The organism is Streptomyces sp. SYP-A7185, assembly GCF_046103685.1.
GTDB lineage: Bacteria > Actinomycetota > Actinomycetes > Streptomycetales > Streptomycetaceae > Streptomyces.
This window is the reverse complement of sequence record NZ_CP122310.1, coordinates 4669967-4687503: the sequence shown is the minus strand read 5'-3', so window position 1 is coordinate 4687503 and position 17537 is coordinate 4669967. Positions and strand designations below refer to the sequence as shown.

The window sequence follows — 17537 nt, the reverse complement described above, 5'->3', positions numbered from 1 at the left end:
ACCGGATCCGGTGACGGAGACTCACATCATGGGTCATGGACGCCCGTCGGTGCCATTGCGGTAGTCCACGTCATCAAGGCCGTCCAGTCCGTCCAGCCCGTCGAGGTCGCCCAGACCGCCGCCCGTGACCACGTACGAGCAGTCGGTGTAGCGGTAGCCGGGCTGGACCTTGCTGCTCTCGGAGTTGTTGCGGACGCCTCCCACGGCGCTCGCGCCGCGCTTGTAGAGGAAGTGGTAGTCGCCCGGGGGCAGCCGGAGGGTCTTCTTCGGGTGGCTGTCGCCCGCCAGGCAGGCCTTCTTGCCCTGGGCCTTGCTGGTGTACGTCTTGCAGCCGCCGCACGCGGCGAGCTTGAGGGTGCCGGTGAGAGGGCCGGTGTAGAGCACCTCCAGGGAGCCCGGGCCGCCGTTCTCGATGACGTACGTGAGCCTCGTGCCGCCCGGTGATCCGGTCGGCGGCAGGCTGCGGCCCGCCGCCGGGCTGGCCGCGGCGATCTCGGCGGCGATGGCGATGTCCTTGGCCCGCTCGCGCTTGCCGTTGCTCTTGTAGGTCGAGGTGAAGTCGTCGAGGGTCTTGGCCGCCTGGCTGAACTTGCCGTCTTTGAACTCGTCCACGCCGCAGGAGTAGACCCCGGTCTCGACCGCGCTCGCCGCGTCGTCGGAGAGGCCGTCGCCCGCGTTGCCCGGGAGGGTCTTGGCGGTGGATCCGATGCCGCGGAGTTCCTCGGTGGCCTTGCAGGGGTCGGAGCCCTTCAGGTCCGACGAGCGGGCCTCGATGGCGTCGCGGATGGCGGGTTCGACCTTGTCGGCCTGGCCTGAGTCGGGGAACGTCCGCAGCAGCTCGCCGAGCTCGCGGCCGCCGGCCGTGGTCCCGAGGCCCTGGCTCCCGCACTCGTAGAGGGAGGTGGCGAGGCGGTCGTCGGGCCAGGTGGCGAGGGTGCCGACGCGGTCCTTGCCGAGGGCACCGGGGAGGGTGCGGAGGTATCTCAGGGGTTCGAGGGCGTCGCAGTACTTGCGCTCGTCGTACGGGGCGGCGACGGACTTGTAGTACGCGGCGAGGCTGTCCGGGACGCGCCGGGCGGCCTTCGAGCCCGGGTGGTCGTCGCCCAGGTCGCGGTAGATGGCGAGGGCGGAGCGGTAGTCGTCCTTCGCGGCGTCGAAGGTGCGGCCGTCGGCGGCCGTGACGATCTTGTCCGCCTTGTCGAGCTGGTCGAGCAGCATCTCCTCGACGGCTTCGTCGCGCGCGGCGTCGTACGCGATGACGCCGCCGGCGGGGACGGCCAGCAGGACGAGCCCGAGTCCGACGGCGAGCGGCGCGCGGAGCGGCCAGGTCCGGTGGGTGCGGAGGGCGCGGCGGGCGCCGTCGGCGGCCGCGAGGAGGAGGAAGGCCACGAACCCGACGAGTACGCCGCCGGGGACGCCGTCGACCTCGGCGGGGAACGCCACGAAGAGCAGCGCGGCGGTCGCGGCCCAGCAGAGGGCGGCCAGGAGCCAGTGCTTGAGCAGGACGTAGCCGAGGCCGAGGCCGGTGAGGTTGAGGAGGGCGGCGGAGAGGGCGCGGAGGGGGGCGGGCGTGGGGGTGGGCGCGGGGGGGCTTGGGGGTGGGCCGTAGGTGGGTGGGATGGAGGGGGGTGGGGGAGGCAGGGGGGTGGTGGCGTTGGCGTGGGGTTGTGGTTGTGGGGGGATGGGCGGGGCGGGTGGTGCTAGTGGTGCGGCCATGGTGGGGGGTGGGCCGAATTGGGCTGTGTGGGGGGTCTGTGGGGGTGGGGTGGGGGCTGGTTGGGCGGGGGTGGGCGGAGAGCTGGGGGCTGGCCCTGCGGGGCCGGGTGCGGTGGATGGGGCGGGTGCGGGCGCTGCGGGGGCCGGCGCGGTGGTCGGGGTGGGGGCCTGTGGTGGCGTGGTGGGCGTCGGGCCGGGGGCCGGATGCTGTTCCGCGCCCGGGGTCGCGCGATGGGCTTCGCCTCCCCCGCCGGGGGTCGCGTCACTGGGCTCCTGCGCCTGCCCGGAGGGCCCGTACGCGGACGCTTCGGTAGGTCCGGACGCGGACGCTCCGGTAGGCCCGTACGCGGACGCTCCAGCGGGCCTGGCCTCGCCGGAGGACGCCTCGGGCAGCCCGGACGCCCCGGGTACGGCGTCTCTGGGCTCCCCGCGGCCGGGGATCGCGTCTCGGGGCTCCCCGCGGTCGTAGGCGGCGTCTCTGGGCTCTTCGCGGCCGGAGGCGGTGTCGCCTCCGGGCGCCCCGCGGTCGTAGGCCGCGTCTCTGGGCTCCCCGCGGTCGGCGGCCGTGTCGTCGGGCCCCTGCCCAGGCACGTGCTCATCACCAGGTCGCATGTTCGGCTCCCCCCAGCCGTCACCACGCACACGGCGCCTTGATTTGCGCCCAATTCCCCAACGATCGGGGAATGTTGGACACCCGTCAACCGCACACGCAGCCTTCGGCCACGCAGTCTTCGGCGAACCCGGGCCCACTTCCTCAGTCGCGGCGACTCCTCAGTCGCGGCGACCGAGGGCCTTCGCCCGGGAGTGGGACCAGCCGGTCAGGAGAACGCCCCCGGCGACCACGACGACGTAAGCGGCGAGAAGGACCGCGAAGCCGCCGGGAAGCCAGCCGAGGAGGCCGGTGTGGCCGTGGTCGAGGAGCAGCCGGATGAGGCCTTGCGCGGAGAAACACAGCAGGACCGCGCCGAGGATCTGCAGGAAGTCGTATTTCACGGTACGAACGTATCAACGGAATTCGCGTCAATCAGCTGCCACGGGCGCAAGAAAGATTGTTACGTCACACTTTCCAGGTTCTATAGTGAGAGCTGTGCGTGATGAAAAGAAGCCCCGCTGCACGGTCTGCCGTGCCGGAATCAGCACCGCGGGCAAGCGGGGCCGCCCCGCCCTCTACTGCTCCCGCAGCTGCCAGGCGAGGGCCTACCGGCAGCGGAAGCGCCCGCCCGTCCCGGCACCCGAGAGCCCCGCGCCCCCGTCCGGCGCCCGGTCCCGCAGGCGCCGCCAGATCGCCGAGGCGGTGTGGCGCATCGCCGCCGAGCGGGGCCTCGACGCGGCGAGCATGCGGGAGATCGCGGCCGAGGCGGGGGTGTCGCTGAGGGTGGTGCAGTACCACTTCGGCAGCAAGCACCAACTCCTGGTGGCCGCCCTGCACATGCTCCACCGGGAGAACGAACGCCTGGCCAGGACCCGCATCCACTACGACCCCGCGAACCTGCGCGGCGTACTGAGCGCGATGCTGGACGAGTTCCTGCCGCTGGACGCCCAACGGGCCATGGCGTTGCGGGTGTTCTCGGCGTACTACGCGCGCAGCCTCACCGATCACGCGGTGGCGGCGGTCTTCCTGAGCGACGACCATCCCTTGGAGGACCTGGTCGCCGGTTTCATCGCCACGGCTCGGGACAGCGGGCAGACGTCCCCCGGCCTGGACGCGCGACGCGAGGCGGATCTGCTGGTGGCGGCCGCGGTGGGCCTGGGCGGGGACGTACTGCACGGCCGCCGCACCCTGGACGACGTACGCGCCACGCTGGACTATCACCTGTCCAAGATCTTCACCCCGGCCGGCGGCCACCCCCTTCGAGACGGGAGTACCAGTGCGGCCCGCACGACGTGAACGCGAAGAGACCGAAGAATCCCCTTCCGGCGCCATGACCGCCGAGCAGATCGAGGCGGCCCATGTGACCGCGCCGCCCAAGCTCAACGGCCGGGTCACGCTGCGGGAGTACGACTCGCGGTGGCCCACGGTCTTCGCGCGCGAGGCCGCCCGCATCCGTGAGCGCCTCGGCCACGTCGAGCACCGGATCGAGCACGTGGGCTCCACGTCCGTCCCGGACCTGCCGGCCAAGCCGGTCGTCGACCTGCTCCTGACCGTCCCCGACCCGGGCGACGAGGCACGCTACGTACCGGCGTTGGAGAGCCTCGGCTTCACGCTCGTCATCCGGGAGCCCGAGTGGTACGAGCATCGCGTACTGCGCCGGCACGACCTCGACCCGAGCGTCGATTCGGCCAACCTGCACGTGCTGCCCGAGGGCTGCGAGGAAGCCACCCGCATGCTGCGCTTCCGCGACCACCTCCGCACGACCCCCGCCGACCGCAACCTGTACGCGAACACGAAGCGCGCCCTGTCCCGACGGACCTGGGAGTACATGCAGAACTACGCGGACGCCAAGACGGAGGTCGTCACGGCGATCCTGACGAGGGCGATGGCGGAGGGCGGTGGCTCTGCGTCCTAACCGCCCTCGGGCACCTCGGCGTTCGCTTCGGGTGCGGGCAGCGGATTCTCGAAGCTGACGTTCTCGGCGATCTGCTGGACGAGGCTCCGGTACTCCGCACGCCGGTCGACGGCGGTCGTGCCCAGCGTGAGGACCACCAGGCGTTTTCCGTCCGGGTGGGGGAGGTGCGCGAAGACCTGGAGGAGGGGGTCCGGGGGGAGGCCGGATGCGGGGTCCGGGGTGCGGACGAGCTCGCTGAACGATGCCGGACCACAGGGCAGTTCGACGTACTCGACATGGGTGTGCCCCTCGGCCCCGGCGACGGCCCGGGCGGCGGTGAGGGCGGGGGAGGCGGTGGCGATGTCCCGCCAGGAAATGGTGAAGAGGGACAGCAGGTGGCCGTTGCCGTCACCGGAGACGTCGTCGCGGTGCAGGCCGATGGAACAGTGATGCGTACCGGTCTCCGCGATCGCGGCCAGCAATTGCTGGCCCCGTGCGAGCTGGACCAGGAAGTGCTGGCGTGCGAGGTCGTCCCCGATGGAGTCCAGGACCGGAGCGAGGGCACTGTGCAACGCTTCCGCTCCGGAAGAGCCGGGGGCGTTCAGCAGCGCGTGGACCGGAATCGTGGTGAAGCCTGCGGGCTCGGCGAACCACATGTCCGCCGCGGGGTTGCGGGCCGACGCATCAAGAAGGAACGCGGGCGTGGTCACAGGGATTTCACCTTCGGATCACGCGGGGCGACGTGAGGGGTGAATCCGGCGCTCCGGCCTCGCTCCACGTCCTCGGCCGTGGCACCCCATTGAGTGGTGAGTGCCTGGTCGGCCCCCGCCAGACGCTGCCTGAGGATCTTGAAGTGGCCAGGCGTCCGGCCGCTCGGGGAAGGGGCGGCCAGGAGGCCGATCATCCGCGGGTCGCCGGCGAACCAGATCGTCTCGATACGGGCTTTCAACTGTGGCTTGGCGCGAGGTGCCATCCTGCGGTGCCACCAGGTCACACGGAGGTGGTTGGAGATGACGAGGGGGAGCAGCTGCTGCCGGTCGGCGGGGTTGGGGAGCTCGAACCATCCGTGCTGTGAACCCTGGACATCGGGGTGGTCGGTCAGGCCGTGCGGAACCCCTTGAAGCACCTGCCACGGGTAGGCACGCAGAATGCGGAGCTTTCGTACGGCGATCGGGAAGTATCCGAATACCTGGACGAACAGTCGCCAACTCCCGTAGATGGAGCAGGGGATCAGGATCCACACCACCCATTCCGCGTCGAGGGAGAGGCGGAGGAGCGCGATCCAGACGCCGACCCATCCGATGAGACCGGCGATGTTCTTGACCATGAGCAGGTACCACGCGCGTCGCGTCGGCGGATGCTGCCATGCCGTGGGGTGGTCGGCGGCGTTCATGGGGCGGCTTCTTCCTGTAGCGGAGTGGTCAAGAGAAGGCGAAACGCGCGAGGGACGGGATTCCCGGCAGATCGAGCAGAAGACGCCCGCCGTCGACCTTGGTCGTCGCCTCGGCCCTGCCGTCGTCATCGTCGAAGAGCCCGTAGCCAGCAGTCGCGAGGCCCAAGGCGCCCGAGGTGACGGCCACGTTCTCGGCCGCCGTCTCACCGGTGACCATCGCGCTGATCAACGGGTTTCCCAGGCGGGCGACGCCCTTGCCGGCCTCGAAGGTCTCCACGCCGTAGGCGGCGACCTTCTGTGTGAGGCTCATGACCCCGGCGCCCGCCCGTACCGATCGAGAGGCGACCTGGCCGCCCTTGACCACGGCGCTGAGCCCGGGCACCACCCCTACGGCGTCGGCTCCGACCGAGACCAGACTGCCGAAGAAGTCGGCGTCGAACTCGCCCTTGGTGAAGCCGTCCGCCAGCGATGCCCTTGTGGTCGGGTCCGACAGCCGGGTCCCGAGCGCCGCCGCGCTCGTGGCGGATGCCGCCAGCATCAGCGCGGCCGCCACCCCGATGCCCAGCGGCCCGGTGGCCAGAATCGCCGCCAGCGCAAGCACCCCCGCGATCGCGCTGAGGATGTCCGGGAGGTTTTCCTTGACCCACTCCCAGGACTTTTCGAGCCAGCCCGGTTCGTGCGGTGCCAGTTTGTCCGTCGCCTCGCGGATCTTCGTCGCCCGGTACTCGGACCGCTTCCCGTGCTCCTCCTGGAGGCTCCGCGCCCGCGCCAGGATCCGGTCCAGTTCCGCCTGGGCGTCCTCCACCTTGCCGTTGGCGAGCTCCAGGGACTTCTTCGCGTCGTCCCGCTTGTCGCCCTTCTTCTCCAGGGCGGGATCGTCCCCCGCCGTGTCGGCGTGGCCCTGGGCCGTCTTCAGCGCCTCCCGGGCGTCCTTGGCCTTGCCGTCCAGCGCCTTCGCCCGGCGCTGGTAGTCGTCCAGGTCGCCCTCCCAGCGCTCCAGCTGCGCGGCGGCCTTCTCGATGGAGCGTGCGGCGTTCTTGAGGTTGAGGGACAGCGGCCCCTCCTTGACGGCCTCGCGGAAGGCCACCGCCGCGTCGCCCTCCCAGTAGCTGCCGTCCATCAGCTTGGTGACGACCTTGCGGGTGTCGCGGAGGACGGTGACGCACGTGTTCAGCTTCCTGCGCAGCTCTTTTACGGTGTCGCAGTCCCCGGGAGCCGGATCGAAACCGAGATCCGGATACGTCGAGGCGTCCGTCACTTCGGCACCTCGACGATGTCGTCGTTCGTCTTCCCCGGCTTGTGCAAGGCCTTCACGAGCGCGTCCTCGACCTCGAGGAAGGCGTCTTTGCTCTGTTCGATGATCTTGCTCAGGTCCTCGGCCTGCTCGCCGATCTGTTCCGCGCCGTACTTCCAGTCCTCCTGGAAGTCCTCGCAGGCCTTGTCCAGCTCGCCCGTGCCGAGGCCGCCGACCGTCGCACCGGACAGCGCGCTGCGCAGGCCCTTCAAGGACTCGACGGAGCCGTCGAGCAGTTTCATGAATCCTTCGAGTTCGACGGCGTCGAGTCTCAGCCTTTCGGCCATTCCTGCCCCCGTGGCGGTTGTGTGGAGTCAGGTGACGCTATCTGCGAGGGGCTTGATTTCGCTAGTGCGAAGTTTGCTTCATTGGGGGTCGAAGCGGGAGGTACCGGGCTCGGGCCTCGGGTGTACGTCGATGGGGGCAGGGGTGGCGGGACTTCCGGCGGATCTTTTTTCGGGGGGTGGTGCCTAGCGTCGGTCCCATGCGAATCGGACTGCTGGGAACCGGAAATGTCGCCCGTGCGCTGGCCAGTGGCTGGCGAGGCGCCGGGCATGACGTCGTACTGGGGTCGCGCTCCCCGCAGGAGCGTGGAGGTGCGCAGGAGCTGCGGGAGTTCACCGTCGTGGGGCTCGGTGAGGCCGCCGGGCACGGGGACGTGGTGGTCAATGCCACGCCCGGTACCGCCTCCATGGGGGTGCTGGGGGACATCGGTGCGGCTGCTCTGCGGGGGAAAGTCATGGTCGATGTCGGGGTGGGGTTCACCGGCGACATGGAGCTCTCCCATCCCAACTACAGCCTCGGCGAGGAGATTCAGGCCGCCTTTCCCGAGACCGCCGTCGTCAAGACGCTCGCCACCGTCGACTCCGCCGTCATGAAGGACCCGGGCAGTCTGGAGGAGCCGGGGACGATCTTCCTCTCCGGTGATGACGCCGACGCCAAGCGGACCACCCGGCGGTTGCTGGGGGACCTGGGATGGGCCGATGCCTCCCAGCTGGACCTGGGAGGCATCGTGACCGCGCGGGGGCAGGAGCACGCCGCGTATCTGTTCCTGGGCGTGGCCGAGTCGATCGGCGCGTACGGCTTCAGCTTCAAGGTCGTACGTCCGCGGGCCGCTTGAGCAGGTGATGGCGGCGTGAGCTTCAGCCCGCCGGCGAGCCGCTGACCTTGCCGACCGGGCTGATCTCCAGCTTGACCGCGCTCTCGCCGTCCGACACCGGGAGCGTGCCCGCGGGCCAGTCGAGCGTGACGTGCTTGGTCTCGTTCGGGGGTGTGACGACGAGGCTGGTGATGCGGACGCCGGAGCCGCCGGAGTTGTTGTACGGGAACGTGATGTTGAAGGCGGCGGACTCGCCGTCCTTCAGGACGCCGGACGGGGGCGCCTCGCCGTTGCGGCTCACGGAGAGGGTGTCGCCCGTGGACGCCGTCAGGTCGACCCCGGCGAAGCCCTTGATGGTGCAGTCGCGGCCGCCGCCGTTCTTGAAGACGACGGTGACGACACCCTCCGTCTTGTCCGTGGTGTTGTCGGTGGCGTCCACTTCGAGCTCGTCCGTACGGCAGATGCCGACCTTGCCGTTGCTGTTGTCGCCGGTGCCCGCTGCCGTGCCCTGGGCGGAGCCTTCGGACGCCTTGCCGCCGCCGGTCGCCTTGCCCCCGTCGGAGGCCTCGCCGCCGCCCGAGCCGCCCGAGCCGCCGGTGTCGGAGCCGGTGCCGGTGTCCGCGCCGTCGCCGCCCTTGTCCGCCGACGCCGTGGGTGACGAGGTCGTCTCCGCCGACGCGTTGTCGTCGCCGTTGCAGGCGGTGAGCGACAGGGCGGCGACGAGGCCGATGACGGCTGCGACGGCCTTGCGGGTGTGCTTCATGGGGTCCCCCGATGCGGTGCTGATGGGCTGTGGTGACCACAGCTAAGGGGGTGGCTCCGACCGGGGCAAGGAGTGGCCGGCCATCTGGGACGCTGGGATGCTTCCACCTATCTGACCTGCGGAAACGCCCCGCGCCTGGAATGGCGGTGCGGGACGCACACGGCCTCGTTTGATCATGGACATGCGGTTGTTCTAGGGTCCCGGCGTCCATACTCGACGGGGGAACGGCGGTACCAGTGGAGGCCCCGGAGTCCGGCGGAAGTGGATGCTGGAGAACCTGTCCCGGGCCGGCACCGTCATGGCCGCGGGCGGGTACCTCCAGCGCTTCACCACGTGCGAGCGGTACAGCATCGATCCGTCCGACGAGCGGTACCACCCCATGGACGAGCAGTTCGCCGCGACCTGGGGCGTGCAGTTCCGGGGCACGTGCGACGACGGCGGACACGGCTGGATCCGGGTCTTCAAGACCAGCGACGGGCTCCTCATCCTGAACTGCAACCCGAACTTCCGGCCGCAGGGAGATGCGGTCGCCCTGCCTGCGTCGGTCGACGGCTGCGTGCTGACGGACGAGTTCGTACGGAACTGACGGCTCGTGCGGCACCGGCGGTTCGTGCGGAACTGACCGTTCTTGCAGCACCGGGGACTTCGTGCGGCACCGGCGAGTTCGTGCGGCCCCCAGCGCCGGCGACTTCGTTCGGCACCGGCGAGTTCGTGCGGAACGAGAGCCGTCGCCCGGTGATCCCCCGCAGGTGTGGTCACCGCCTCTACACTGAGGCGCGGTGGACTCCCGCGCAGTGAGGGGTGGTTGACGGTGCGTAAGACGTGGCTGGTCGCGGGCGTCGGCATCGGTGGGGCGATGAGCTTCATCGCGCTGCTCGTCGTGGGGACGTACATGGCGGCCGGAAGCATGGCCGGCGGCGGCAGTCAGGGCAGCGTGGGCCTCGCGAAGGGCGCCGTGCCCGCCACCTACCAACCGCTCGTCCAGAAGTGGGGCAACCTGTGCAAGGCGATCAACCCCGCCCTGCTCGCCGCGCAGCTCTACCAGGAGAGCGGCTTCAACCCGAAGGCGCAGAGCCCCGCCGCCGCCCAGGGGATAGCGCAATTCATCCCGGGGACCTGGGCCACGCACGGGCTCGACGGTGACGGTGACGGCGACCGTGACGTGTGGGACCCGAAGGACGCCATCCCGTCCGCCGCCTCGTACGACTGCAAACTCGCCAGTTATGTGAAGGACGCTCCCGGAAACCCGACCAAGAACATGCTCGCCGCGTACAACGCGGGGGCGTACGCCGTCATCAAATACGGTGGCGTACCCCCTTACCGCGAGACCCAGAATTACGTGAAGATCATCACGGATCTGGAGAAGAGCTTCGCCCGGCCCACCAGCAGGGTGCAGCCTTCGCAGCAGGCGGCAGGCGCCATCTACTACGCGCAGAAGAAGCTCGGCACGCTCTATTTGTGGGGCGGAAACGGAACCGCCGACCAGAACGGCCGCTTCGACTGCTCCGGTCTTACGCTCGCCGCCTATCGCAGCGTCGGCATCGATCTCCCGCGCGTCGCGAACGACCAGTACAACGCGGGTCCCCATCCGAAGCGGGACGAACTGCTCCCGGGCGACCTGGTGTTCTTCTCGGACGACCTCACCAATTCACGTGCCATCCGGCACGTCGGGATCTATGTGGGCGGGGGCTACATGATCAACGCGCCGCGACCCGGCGCGGTGATCCGTTTCGACCCGATCGACACCCCTGACTACTTCGGCGCGACCCGCGTCACCGAGGACGGCGCGAACGCCGTCCCCGACAAGCTGTCAGCCGCCTGAAAGGCCCCGGACCGGGGCCATGCGGAAGCCCTGGACCGGGCCGTGCGGAAGCCCCCGACCGGGGCCATGGGGAAGGTGTGACCGGAGCGTGATGTGGCTTGAACTCTCCGTCAGTACACTTCTCTGAGCTGCGGCGATGAGTCTCTCTTCGGTAACGTCTGCGTGATCATTCGGTGGAGAGCGGAACGTGGGGAAGGGGACCATGCGTTCCCTTGACTGGAAGTGCCGCAGTGCACGACCGACCCGGTGGCGAGCGGCATTGACCACGCAGCAAGCAGCACTGAACACGGGGGTTGATGGAAGGGCGCACGGCAAGGTGCGTCCGAGGCGAGGAGACAAGGGGCCGCAGCACCATGGCTGGACTCGACACCACAGGGTCGAACCCCGACGTCAGCCTGCTCTACGACATCAACGGCCTGGCCGAGGATTCACCGGACTGGCTGGCGAAATCGATCGCGTTCGTCGGTGAGTACGGACTTCTGCTCGCACTTGTTCTGCTGGTCGTCTGGTGCTGGTGGGGGCAGCGGAAGCGGGGCGCGCTCGATGACGCCGCCTCTTCCGTCGCCGCCGTCGTCTGGGCGCCCTTGGCGGCCTCGATCGCCGTCCTGGTGAATGTGCCGATCCGGGGATTCGTCGAACGCCGCAGACCATTCAAGGATCACGACGGACTTGAGCTGCTCGTGCACGGAAAGACCGACTTCTCCTTCGTGAGCGATCACGCGACGCTCGCCATGGCTCTCGGCGTCGGCCTTTTCGTGGCCAACCGGAAGTTCGGTCTCTTCGGTATCGCTCTCGCCTTGCTCGAAGGCTTCTGCCGGGTCTTTATGGGCGTGCACTATCCGACGGACGTCGTGGGCGGATTCGCGCTCGGAACGGCCGTCGCGCTGCTGCTGTCCCCGCTGGCGATGGCCGTGCTCACCCCTGTGGCGAAGGCTGTGGGGCGGACGCGGCGGGCCGGGTGGCTGGTGTGGTCGAAGCCCGCGGAGGCCGTTGCGGAGCTTCCTCAGCCCTCCGCGTCGGCGTCCGGTCCTGACGAGCGGGGTCTCGCGGCGTAGCGTCCGCTTCCCGGCGGCGCTTAAGGAGCCACCAGCCCGCGCCGCCCGCGGCCACGGTGACGCCCGCCGAGGCGGCGGTCAGGGGGCCCGACGCCGGGTGCTCATCCTCCGTCGCCGCGTGGGCGGCCGGGGCCGCGAGGGCCAGGAGGGCGGCGGTGGCCGCCGCGGTCTTGCCGGTTCTCTTGCCTATTCGCGGGGTCATGTCCCCAGAGCAGCCGGGTCCCGCGCAGTGGGCCACCCGAGGGCGTGTCGCGTGAGCTGTTCGGGTTGCGAAGACCGCCGTCCGGGGTAAGGCGGTGCCTTGGCGGCCAGGGCCACGGCGCCCCGAGCCGCCGGGCCACCGGACCCGGGCCAGGGCCACAGGGACCCGGACGAAGCTCACCGCGCCCCGGCCACGCTGACAGCTCTGCGTCCCAGCTCACAGCGCCTGGGCGAAGTCGAAGACGCGCTTCGGGTCGTACTGCTGCTTGACCTTCTTCAGGCGGCCCGCCGCCGAACCGTAGTAAGCCTCGCGCCAGTTGGTCAGCGTCGGGTCCGCGTAGTTCTGGTAGGCCGCCCCGGAGGCATGGCGGGCCATCGCCCCATGAGCCGTTTTCAGCCATGCCTGGGCCGGCTTCCCGGAGGTGCCCGGGCGCCAGGACGCGATGTACTGCGCCAGCATCCGGCTGCGGCGGTGGACGAAGGCCGTGGCCGTCGGGTCGACCCGGTTGATCGCGCCGCCCAGCGCGGTCAGCGCGATGCTGCCCGCGCTCGCGCCCGTCACGTTCTCCACCTGGCTCAGCAGGGTGCGGACACCGGCCGCCGACAGGGAGCGGTCGAAGAAGTCCGAACTCGCCGCGTACGTCTCACGGTTCAGGGCGCCCTGCGGGCTGCGCCCCGGAGTGGCGCCGGGCAGATGGCACTGGGCGTCCGACGCGAACGACGAGCAGCCCGCGTACACCTCCAGCGACTCCTCGTACGAGCGGCGCTTCAAGGACACGCTGCGCGCCGGGGAGCCGATCTTGTCGGCCAGGCGGTCCACCGCGTTCTGGAGCTCGCCGTACGTCCCCAGGGAGAAGCACGCGACCGAGACCGTGGGCGTGCCGCCCGGCGTGTTCGCCAGGTGCGCCGACGACCAGATCTCGTCGGGCTGGTCGGGGCCCCACTCCTGCCAGGCCCTGATGACCGCGGCGGCCTTCGACCAGGGCCAGCTCATGTAGGCCGAGACGCCCTGCGGGGCCGCGTGCGTCCGGAACCGCAGCTCCGTCACCACGCCGAAGTTTCCGTTGCCCGCGCCGCGCAGCGCCCAGAAGAGTTCCTTGTTCTCGGACTTGCTCGCCGTCAGCTGCTTGCCGTCCGCCGTGACCAGCGTCGCCGACGTGAGGCTGTCGCAGGTCAGGCCGTACGCCCGCGAGACCACTCCGTGGCCGCCGCCGAGCGTCAGGCCGGAGATGCCGACCGTCGGGCAGGAGCCCGCCGGGATCGTGACGCCCTTGGCGGCCAGCGTGCGGTAGACGTCGATCAGCTTCGCGCCCGCGCCGACCGTGGCCGTCGCACCGGACGCCCGCGTCTTGTTCAGCTTCGACACGTCGACGATCAGACGGCCCGTGCCGGACGACCAACCCCCGTAGGAGTGGCCGCCGTTGCGTATGGAGACCGGGACGCGGTGTGCGCGGGCGTACGCCAGGGTGGTGCGGATGTCGTCGGGGCTCGCCACGTAGGCCACCGCCGTCGGCTTCAGGCTGTCGTAGCGCGTGTTGTAGAGCTGACGGGCCGCCGCCCACTTCGCCTCGCCCGGCTTGACCAGGGTGCCGTCCAGGTCCCTGGCGAGGGCCGTGAGGTTCGCGGGGGTGGACGCCGCGGCGCTCGACGTGCGGATGGGGGTGCCGGAGCGCGAGGCACCCGCGCCGCGCGACGCCGTGCCCCCGCCGCCACCGGTGCCGCCGCTCCCGCCGGAGCCGGTGCAGCCCGCCGTCGCGAGGGCCGCCGTGGCGACCGCCGCCGTGCCGATGAACGTACGTCGTTCCATGACGCCCCTCCCGTTGCTTCCCGGAGTACGAGACGGCATACGGGACCCGTGGGTTCCGGTGAGCGGAAAGGGGAGTTGAGCGCGGCGCCGCGCGCTCTAGCGGGGCGCCGTGTGGGACTCCGCGTCCGAGCGGGCCTTGCTGCGCGCTCTGCGGGCCGGTCCGCGCCAGCCGCAGGTGCACCTGGCGGCGCAGAAGCGGCCCTGCTCGACCGTCGTCGTGCGGTGGGGTTCGTCCTGTTGCTGCTCGGCCACGGCTCCACCGTACCCACGCCGGGTGAACGCTCTTCCGCGTGACGGGTCAACGTACCGGTCGTTACACGGAACGACAGGGGGCTACAGCACCTCGCGGGAAGGCTTGGGGGTAGTCGGCGATGGGTCAGCAGCACAGGCGCACGGGCGGTGCGGTCGTCACGGCCGCGGCGGTGGGCCTCATGGCCGTCGCCACGGGCTGTTCGGGCGACGGAGCCGCGGCCGACGACGCGCGCGCCTCCCAGGACGCCGTGGACGCGGTGCGGGCCTCCGCCGACGTCCTGGTCCGCGCGAAGAGCTCCAAGGCCCGTACGTCCATGGAGATGGCCAGCGGCGGGACCCGTGTGACCATCCGCGGGCACGGCTCGTACGACTTCCGGCGGCAGGTCGGGCGGTTCGTGGTGGTGCTGCCGAAGGATCCCGCCGGGGCCGAGGAGCACCGTCCGATCACCGAGCTGATGGCGAGCGGCGCGCTCTACATGAAGAACCGGGGGGCCGGGGTGCCCGCCGACAAGTGGGTGCGGATCGACACGGCGTCGCTCTCGGACGGCAATCTCGTCACGGGCGGGGCCACGGATCCGCTCGCCGCGGCGGAGCTGCTGCGGGGGGCGCGCACGGCGTCGTATGTGGGGGAGACGGCGGTGGCGGGGGTGACGGTGCGGCACTACCGGGGCACCGCGGACCTGCCGCGCGCGGCGAAGGCGGCTTCCGCGGGGCAGCGGCAGGCCCTGGGGGCGGCGGCGAAAGGGTTCAGCAAGGGGCGCGTGCCGTTCGACGCGTACCTCGACGAGGAGGGGCGGCTGCGGAAGGTGCGCCAGCACTTCAGCGTCGCGAACGCCGAGGTGGCGTCGACCACGCTGCTGTTCGACTTCGGTGCGCCGGTGGACGTGCGGCTGCCGGCGAGCGAGGACATCTTCGCGGGGAAGATCGCCGAGAAGTAGGAGTGCGCGGGGGCGCGGCTAGTCGCGCCCGGGGGTGTGGAAATGGTCCGTCCGTGCCATGCGCGGTGTGTAGGCCGCTCCCTACTCTAGGAAGTCGGTACCGGCAGGAAGCAAGGTCAGGAAGAGGTGAGTGATGAACGTGGCTCTGGTGCGCGGTACGACTGTTCAGGACCACGTTGCCCTTGCCGAGATCGAGCTGTGCGGTGAACTCATCATTGCGGCGAGTGCCGCCGGGGAGGAGCGGATGAGTTCCGACCGCATCGACGAGGTCCTGAACGTCTCCACCGAGGTGGAGCGGCTGGGCAACCTCCGGGACTAGCCCGTCCCGGCCCCCCCGAAGTCGGGGGAAAGGGCGCGGCCCGGGCCCTGCGGCGCCCCCCACAAGCCACAAGCCCGCCGTTTCGCGGCGGATGTCTCCCACCCGCCCGTTCGCCCTGCGGGGTCATCGGGTGGGTGGGGAAGCCCGGCGCTATGTGCGGAGCATGCGGGCGATCGCCTTGGTCGCTTCCTCGACCTTCGCGTCGATCTCGTCGCCGCCCTTGACCGCGGCGTCGGCCACGCAGTGCCGCAGGTGCTCCTCCAGGAGCTGGAGGGCGAAGGACTGGAGGGCCTTCGTGCCCGCGGAGACCTGGGTGAGTATGTCGATGCAGTAGACGTCTTCCTCGACCATCCGCTGGAGGCCCCGGATCTGGCCCTCGATGCGCCGCAGCCGCTTGAGGTGCTCGTCCTTCTGCTTGTGGTAGCCGTGGACGCCCTGGTCGTGACCGCCGGCGGTCTCGGAGGGCGCTTCGGTGTTCATGGCCACACCGGCCGGCTCGATGGTCGTCATCGCGTCCTCCTGCTTGGACAGTCACTCTGCTGGGCAGTGATAGGGAAAGCCACGGCCTCACTGGCTTCCTATACCCCTAGAGGGTATAGGATACTCGATTGTTCGGGGGGTGTGCGGATCACTGTGCCTGATGGGCGACACTGGGGTCTGGCCGGTTAGCCGTGGCCGGATGATGCGCCTAGCATCAGCCTGACCGAATCCAAAGCACCCCGAGGACCCCACGTGCGCTTTCGTCTGACCCCCAGGGAGACGAGCTTCTACGACATGTTCGCCGCATCCGCGGACAACATTGTCACGGGCTCGAAGCTCCTGATGGAACTGCTCGGGGCTGACGCCTCCGCCCGAGCCGAGATCGCAGAGCGTATGCGGGCCGCGGAGCACGCTGGAGATGACGCTACCCACGCGATCTTCCACCAGCTGAACTCCTCCTTCATCACGCCTTTCGACCGCGAGGACATCTACAACCTGGCCTCGTGCCTCGACGACATCATGGACTTCATGGAGGAGGCCGTCGACCTGGTCGTCCTTTACCAGGTCGAGGAACTCCCCAAGGGAGTCGAGCAGCAGATCGAGGTCCTGTCGCGAGCCGCCGAGCTCACGGCCGAGGCCATGCCGAACCTGCGGACGATGGACAACCTCACCGAGTACTGGATCGAGGTCAACCGTCTGGAGAACCAGGCCGACCAGATCCACCGCAAGCTTCTCGCCCAGCTCTTCAACGGCAAGTACGACGCCATAGAGGTGCTGAAGCTGAAGCAGATCGTCGACGTGCTCGAAGAGGCGGCCGACGCGTTCGAGCACGTCGCGAACACGGTGGAGACCATCGCGGTCAAGGAGTCCTGAGGCCTCTCCATGGACACCTTTGCTTTGATCGTGACCATTGGCGTCGCGCTCGGATTTACGTATACGAATGGCTTTCACGACTCTGCGAATGCCATCGCCACTTCCGTCTCCACCCGTGCGCTGACGCCTCGCGCGGCACTCGCCATGGCCGCCGTCATGAACCTCGCCGGTGCCTTCATGGGCAGCGGTGTCGCCAAGACGGTCAGCAAGGGCCTGATCGAGACGCCCGAAGGCAACAAGGGAATGTGGATCCTCTTTGCCGCCCTCGTGGGCGCCATCGTGTGGAACCTCATCACCTGGTATTTCGGGCTTCCTTCGTCCTCCTCCCACGCGCTTTTCGGTGGAATGGTCGGAGCCGCGCTCGCCGGCGGGATCGGGGTGATCTGGTCCGGAGTGCTCGACAAGGTCGTCATTCCGATGTTCATCTCGCCCCTCGTCGGACTCGTCGCCGGTTATCTGGTGATGTGCGCGATCATGTGGATGTTCCGGAAGTCCAACCCGCACAAGGCAAAGCGCGGATTCCGTATCGCGCAAACGGTGTCCGCGGCCGGCATGGCCCTCGGACACGGCCTTCAGGACGCGCAGAAGACCATGGGCATCGTGGTGATGGCCCTGGTCATCTCCGATGTCCAGGACGCCGACGCGCCCATTCCGATCTGGGTCAAGATCGCCTGTGCGCTGATGCTCTCCGCCGGTACGTACGCAGGTGGCTGGCGCATCATGCGGACGCTCGGCCGCAAGATCATCGAGCTGGACCCGCCGCAGGGATTCGCCGCCGAGACCACCGGCGCGGGCATCATGTTCACCACCGCTTTCATGTTCCACGCGCCGATCTCGACCACGCACGTGATCACTTCCGCGATCATGGGTGTGGGTGCCACGAAGCGTGTGAACGCGGTGCGCTGGGGTGTCGCCAAGAACATCATTCTCGGCTGGTTCATCACGATGCCCGCGGCCGCCATCGTCGCCGCGGTGAGTTTCTGGATCGTGAATCTGGCGTTCCTCTAGCGAGACGGAGAAGCAAAGGGAAAGGCCCGCC

General features: G+C 69.7%; 20 protein-coding genes. 10 read left to right on the top strand and 10 right to left on the bottom strand.

Annotated elements, in window-relative coordinates:
• Positions 1 to 33 precede the first annotated feature (33 nt).
• Positions 34 to 1716 carry a hypothetical protein gene (locus tag QBL25_RS20505; protein ID WP_409058491.1) on the bottom strand — a complete coding sequence of 561 codons (1683 nt, stop codon included), beginning with the start codon at positions 1714 to 1716 and terminating at the stop codon, positions 34 to 36.
• 771 nt (positions 1717 to 2487) lie between these two features.
• Positions 2488 to 2709, bottom strand: coding sequence for a hypothetical protein (locus QBL25_RS20500; protein WP_409058490.1), 222 nt, complete (start codon positions 2707 to 2709; stop codon positions 2488 to 2490).
• A 94-nt stretch (positions 2710 to 2803) separates the two neighbouring features.
• Here QBL25_RS20500 and QBL25_RS20495 point away from each other — a divergent pair, with 94 nt between their 5' ends.
• Positions 2804 to 3604: a TetR/AcrR family transcriptional regulator gene (locus tag QBL25_RS20495; protein ID WP_409058489.1), complete on the top strand. Its 801-nt coding sequence runs from the start codon at positions 2804 to 2806 to the stop codon at positions 3602 to 3604.
• 34 nt (positions 3605 to 3638) lie between these two features.
• Positions 3639 to 4223 (top strand): GrpB family protein, encoded by a 585-nt coding sequence (locus QBL25_RS20490; RefSeq protein WP_409058488.1) that lies wholly within the window; start codon positions 3639 to 3641, stop codon positions 4221 to 4223.
• On the opposite strand, the gene QBL25_RS20485 is transcribed toward QBL25_RS20490, so the two are convergent.
• From QBL25_RS20485 to QBL25_RS20470, 4 genes are read right to left on the bottom strand one after another with little or no spacing between them, the layout of a single operon-like run.
• Entirely contained in the window at positions 4220 to 4912 is a 693-nt protein-coding gene (locus QBL25_RS20485) for a hypothetical protein (protein ID WP_409058487.1), read from the bottom strand. The genes QBL25_RS20490 and QBL25_RS20485 overlap by 4 nt on opposite strands.
• On the bottom strand, positions 4909 to 5595 hold the full coding sequence (locus QBL25_RS20480; RefSeq protein WP_409058486.1) for a hypothetical protein: 687 nt from the start codon (positions 5593 to 5595) through the stop codon (positions 4909 to 4911). Before QBL25_RS20480 ends, QBL25_RS20485 begins: the two co-directional genes overlap by 4 nt.
• 28 nt (positions 5596 to 5623) lie before the next feature.
• Positions 5624 to 6853: a putative T7SS-secreted protein gene (locus tag QBL25_RS20475; RefSeq protein ID WP_409058485.1), complete on the bottom strand. Its 1230-nt coding sequence runs from the start codon at positions 6851 to 6853 to the stop codon at positions 5624 to 5626.
• Entirely contained in the window at positions 6850 to 7176 is a 327-nt protein-coding gene (locus QBL25_RS20470; RefSeq protein WP_409058484.1) for a hypothetical protein, read from the bottom strand. The genes QBL25_RS20475 and QBL25_RS20470 overlap by 4 nt, the downstream gene beginning before the upstream one ends.
• A gap of 197 nt (positions 7177 to 7373) precedes the next feature.
• On the opposite strand from QBL25_RS20470, the gene QBL25_RS20465 reads away from it, so the two are divergent.
• Positions 7374 to 8009 carry an NADPH-dependent F420 reductase gene (locus QBL25_RS20465; protein WP_409058483.1) on the top strand — a complete coding sequence of 212 codons (636 nt, stop codon included), beginning with the start codon at positions 7374 to 7376 and terminating at the stop codon, positions 8007 to 8009.
• A gap of 22 nt (positions 8010 to 8031) precedes the next feature.
• On the opposite strand, the gene QBL25_RS20460 is transcribed toward QBL25_RS20465, so the two are convergent.
• Positions 8032 to 8751: a DUF4232 domain-containing protein gene (locus QBL25_RS20460; RefSeq protein ID WP_409058482.1), complete on the bottom strand. Its 720-nt coding sequence runs from the start codon at positions 8749 to 8751 to the stop codon at positions 8032 to 8034.
• Positions 8752 to 9016: 265 nt separating this feature from the next.
• On the opposite strand from QBL25_RS20460, the gene QBL25_RS20455 reads away from it, so the two are divergent.
• The 3 genes from QBL25_RS20455 (at position 9017) to QBL25_RS20445 (ending at position 11628) form a co-directional block, all read left to right on the top strand.
• Positions 9017 to 9337: a hypothetical protein gene (locus QBL25_RS20455; protein ID WP_409058481.1), complete on the top strand. Its 321-nt coding sequence runs from the start codon at positions 9017 to 9019 to the stop codon at positions 9335 to 9337.
• 225 nt (positions 9338 to 9562) lie between these two features.
• Positions 9563 to 10573, top strand: coding sequence for an NlpC/P60 family protein (locus QBL25_RS20450; RefSeq protein ID WP_409058480.1), 1011 nt, complete (start codon positions 9563 to 9565; stop codon positions 10571 to 10573).
• Between the two features lie 353 nt (positions 10574 to 10926).
• Positions 10927 to 11628, top strand: coding sequence for a phosphatase PAP2 family protein (locus QBL25_RS20445; protein ID WP_409058479.1), 702 nt, complete (start codon positions 10927 to 10929; stop codon positions 11626 to 11628).
• Positions 11629 to 12046: 418 nt separating this feature from the next.
• Here QBL25_RS20445 and QBL25_RS20440 read toward each other — a convergent pair whose 3' ends face one another.
• Both QBL25_RS20440 and QBL25_RS20435 read right to left on the bottom strand, forming a co-directional pair.
• Positions 12047 to 13636, bottom strand: coding sequence for an FAD-binding oxidoreductase (locus tag QBL25_RS20440; protein ID WP_409058478.1), 1590 nt, complete (start codon positions 13634 to 13636; stop codon positions 12047 to 12049).
• A gap of 96 nt (positions 13637 to 13732) precedes the next feature.
• Positions 13733 to 13888: a hypothetical protein gene (locus tag QBL25_RS20435; RefSeq protein WP_409058477.1), complete on the bottom strand. Its 156-nt coding sequence runs from the start codon at positions 13886 to 13888 to the stop codon at positions 13733 to 13735.
• A gap of 119 nt (positions 13889 to 14007) precedes the next feature.
• Here QBL25_RS20435 and QBL25_RS20430 point away from each other — a divergent pair, with 119 nt between their 5' ends.
• Both QBL25_RS20430 and QBL25_RS20425 read left to right on the top strand, forming a co-directional pair.
• A complete protein-coding gene (locus QBL25_RS20430; RefSeq protein ID WP_409058476.1) occupies positions 14008 to 14826 on the top strand; it encodes a hypothetical protein in 819 nt (272 codons plus the stop codon).
• A 133-nt stretch (positions 14827 to 14959) separates the two neighbouring features.
• Positions 14960 to 15145 carry a hypothetical protein gene (locus tag QBL25_RS20425; RefSeq protein WP_409058475.1) on the top strand — a complete coding sequence of 62 codons (186 nt, stop codon included), beginning with the start codon at positions 14960 to 14962 and terminating at the stop codon, positions 15143 to 15145.
• 150 nt (positions 15146 to 15295) lie between these two features.
• Here the strand turns inward: QBL25_RS20425 and QBL25_RS20420 are convergent, their stop codons facing one another.
• Positions 15296 to 15655, bottom strand: coding sequence for a metal-sensitive transcriptional regulator (locus QBL25_RS20420; RefSeq protein ID WP_409058474.1), 360 nt, complete (start codon positions 15653 to 15655; stop codon positions 15296 to 15298).
• Positions 15656 to 15877: 222 nt separating this feature from the next.
• On the opposite strand from QBL25_RS20420, the gene QBL25_RS20415 reads away from it, so the two are divergent.
• Both QBL25_RS20415 and QBL25_RS20410 read left to right on the top strand, forming a co-directional pair.
• Positions 15878 to 16498 carry a DUF47 domain-containing protein gene (locus tag QBL25_RS20415; RefSeq protein ID WP_249589094.1) on the top strand — a complete coding sequence of 207 codons (621 nt, stop codon included), beginning with the start codon at positions 15878 to 15880 and terminating at the stop codon, positions 16496 to 16498.
• A 9-nt stretch (positions 16499 to 16507) separates the two neighbouring features.
• Positions 16508 to 17506 carry an inorganic phosphate transporter gene (locus tag QBL25_RS20410; RefSeq protein WP_351168350.1) on the top strand — a complete coding sequence of 333 codons (999 nt, stop codon included), beginning with the start codon at positions 16508 to 16510 and terminating at the stop codon, positions 17504 to 17506.
• Positions 17507 to 17537: the final 31 nt, after the last annotated feature.

Excerpts from the sequence above, each read along its gene's own strand:
- QBL25_RS20505 (WP_409058491.1), bottom strand. The coding sequence starts at position 1,716 with ATGGCCGCACCACTAGCACCACCCGCCCCGCCCATCCCCCCACAACCA.
- QBL25_RS20490 (WP_409058488.1), top strand. The coding sequence starts at position 3,639 with ATGACCGCCGAGCAGATCGAGGCGGCCCATGTGACCGCGCCGCCCAAG.
- QBL25_RS20480 (WP_409058486.1), bottom strand. The coding sequence starts at position 5,595 with ATGAACGCCGCCGACCACCCCACGGCATGGCAGCATCCGCCGACGCGA.
- QBL25_RS20470 (WP_409058484.1), bottom strand. The coding sequence starts at position 7,176 with ATGGCCGAAAGGCTGAGACTCGACGCCGTCGAACTCGAAGGATTCATG.
- QBL25_RS20465 (WP_409058483.1), top strand. The coding sequence starts at position 7,374 with ATGCGAATCGGACTGCTGGGAACCGGAAATGTCGCCCGTGCGCTGGCC.
- QBL25_RS20460 (WP_409058482.1), bottom strand. The coding sequence starts at position 8,751 with ATGAAGCACACCCGCAAGGCCGTCGCAGCCGTCATCGGCCTCGTCGCC.
- QBL25_RS20455 (WP_409058481.1), top strand. The coding sequence starts at position 9,017 with ATGCTGGAGAACCTGTCCCGGGCCGGCACCGTCATGGCCGCGGGCGGG.
- QBL25_RS20445 (WP_409058479.1), top strand. The coding sequence starts at position 10,927 with ATGGCTGGACTCGACACCACAGGGTCGAACCCCGACGTCAGCCTGCTC.
- QBL25_RS20440 (WP_409058478.1), bottom strand. The coding sequence starts at position 13,636 with ATGGAACGACGTACGTTCATCGGCACGGCGGCGGTCGCCACGGCGGCC.
- QBL25_RS20430 (WP_409058476.1), top strand. The coding sequence starts at position 14,008 with ATGGGTCAGCAGCACAGGCGCACGGGCGGTGCGGTCGTCACGGCCGCG.
- QBL25_RS20425 (WP_409058475.1), top strand. The coding sequence starts at position 14,960 with ATGAACGTGGCTCTGGTGCGCGGTACGACTGTTCAGGACCACGTTGCC.
- QBL25_RS20420 (WP_409058474.1), bottom strand. The coding sequence starts at position 15,655 with ATGACGACCATCGAGCCGGCCGGTGTGGCCATGAACACCGAAGCGCCC.
- QBL25_RS20410 (WP_351168350.1), top strand. The coding sequence starts at position 16,508 with ATGGACACCTTTGCTTTGATCGTGACCATTGGCGTCGCGCTCGGATTT.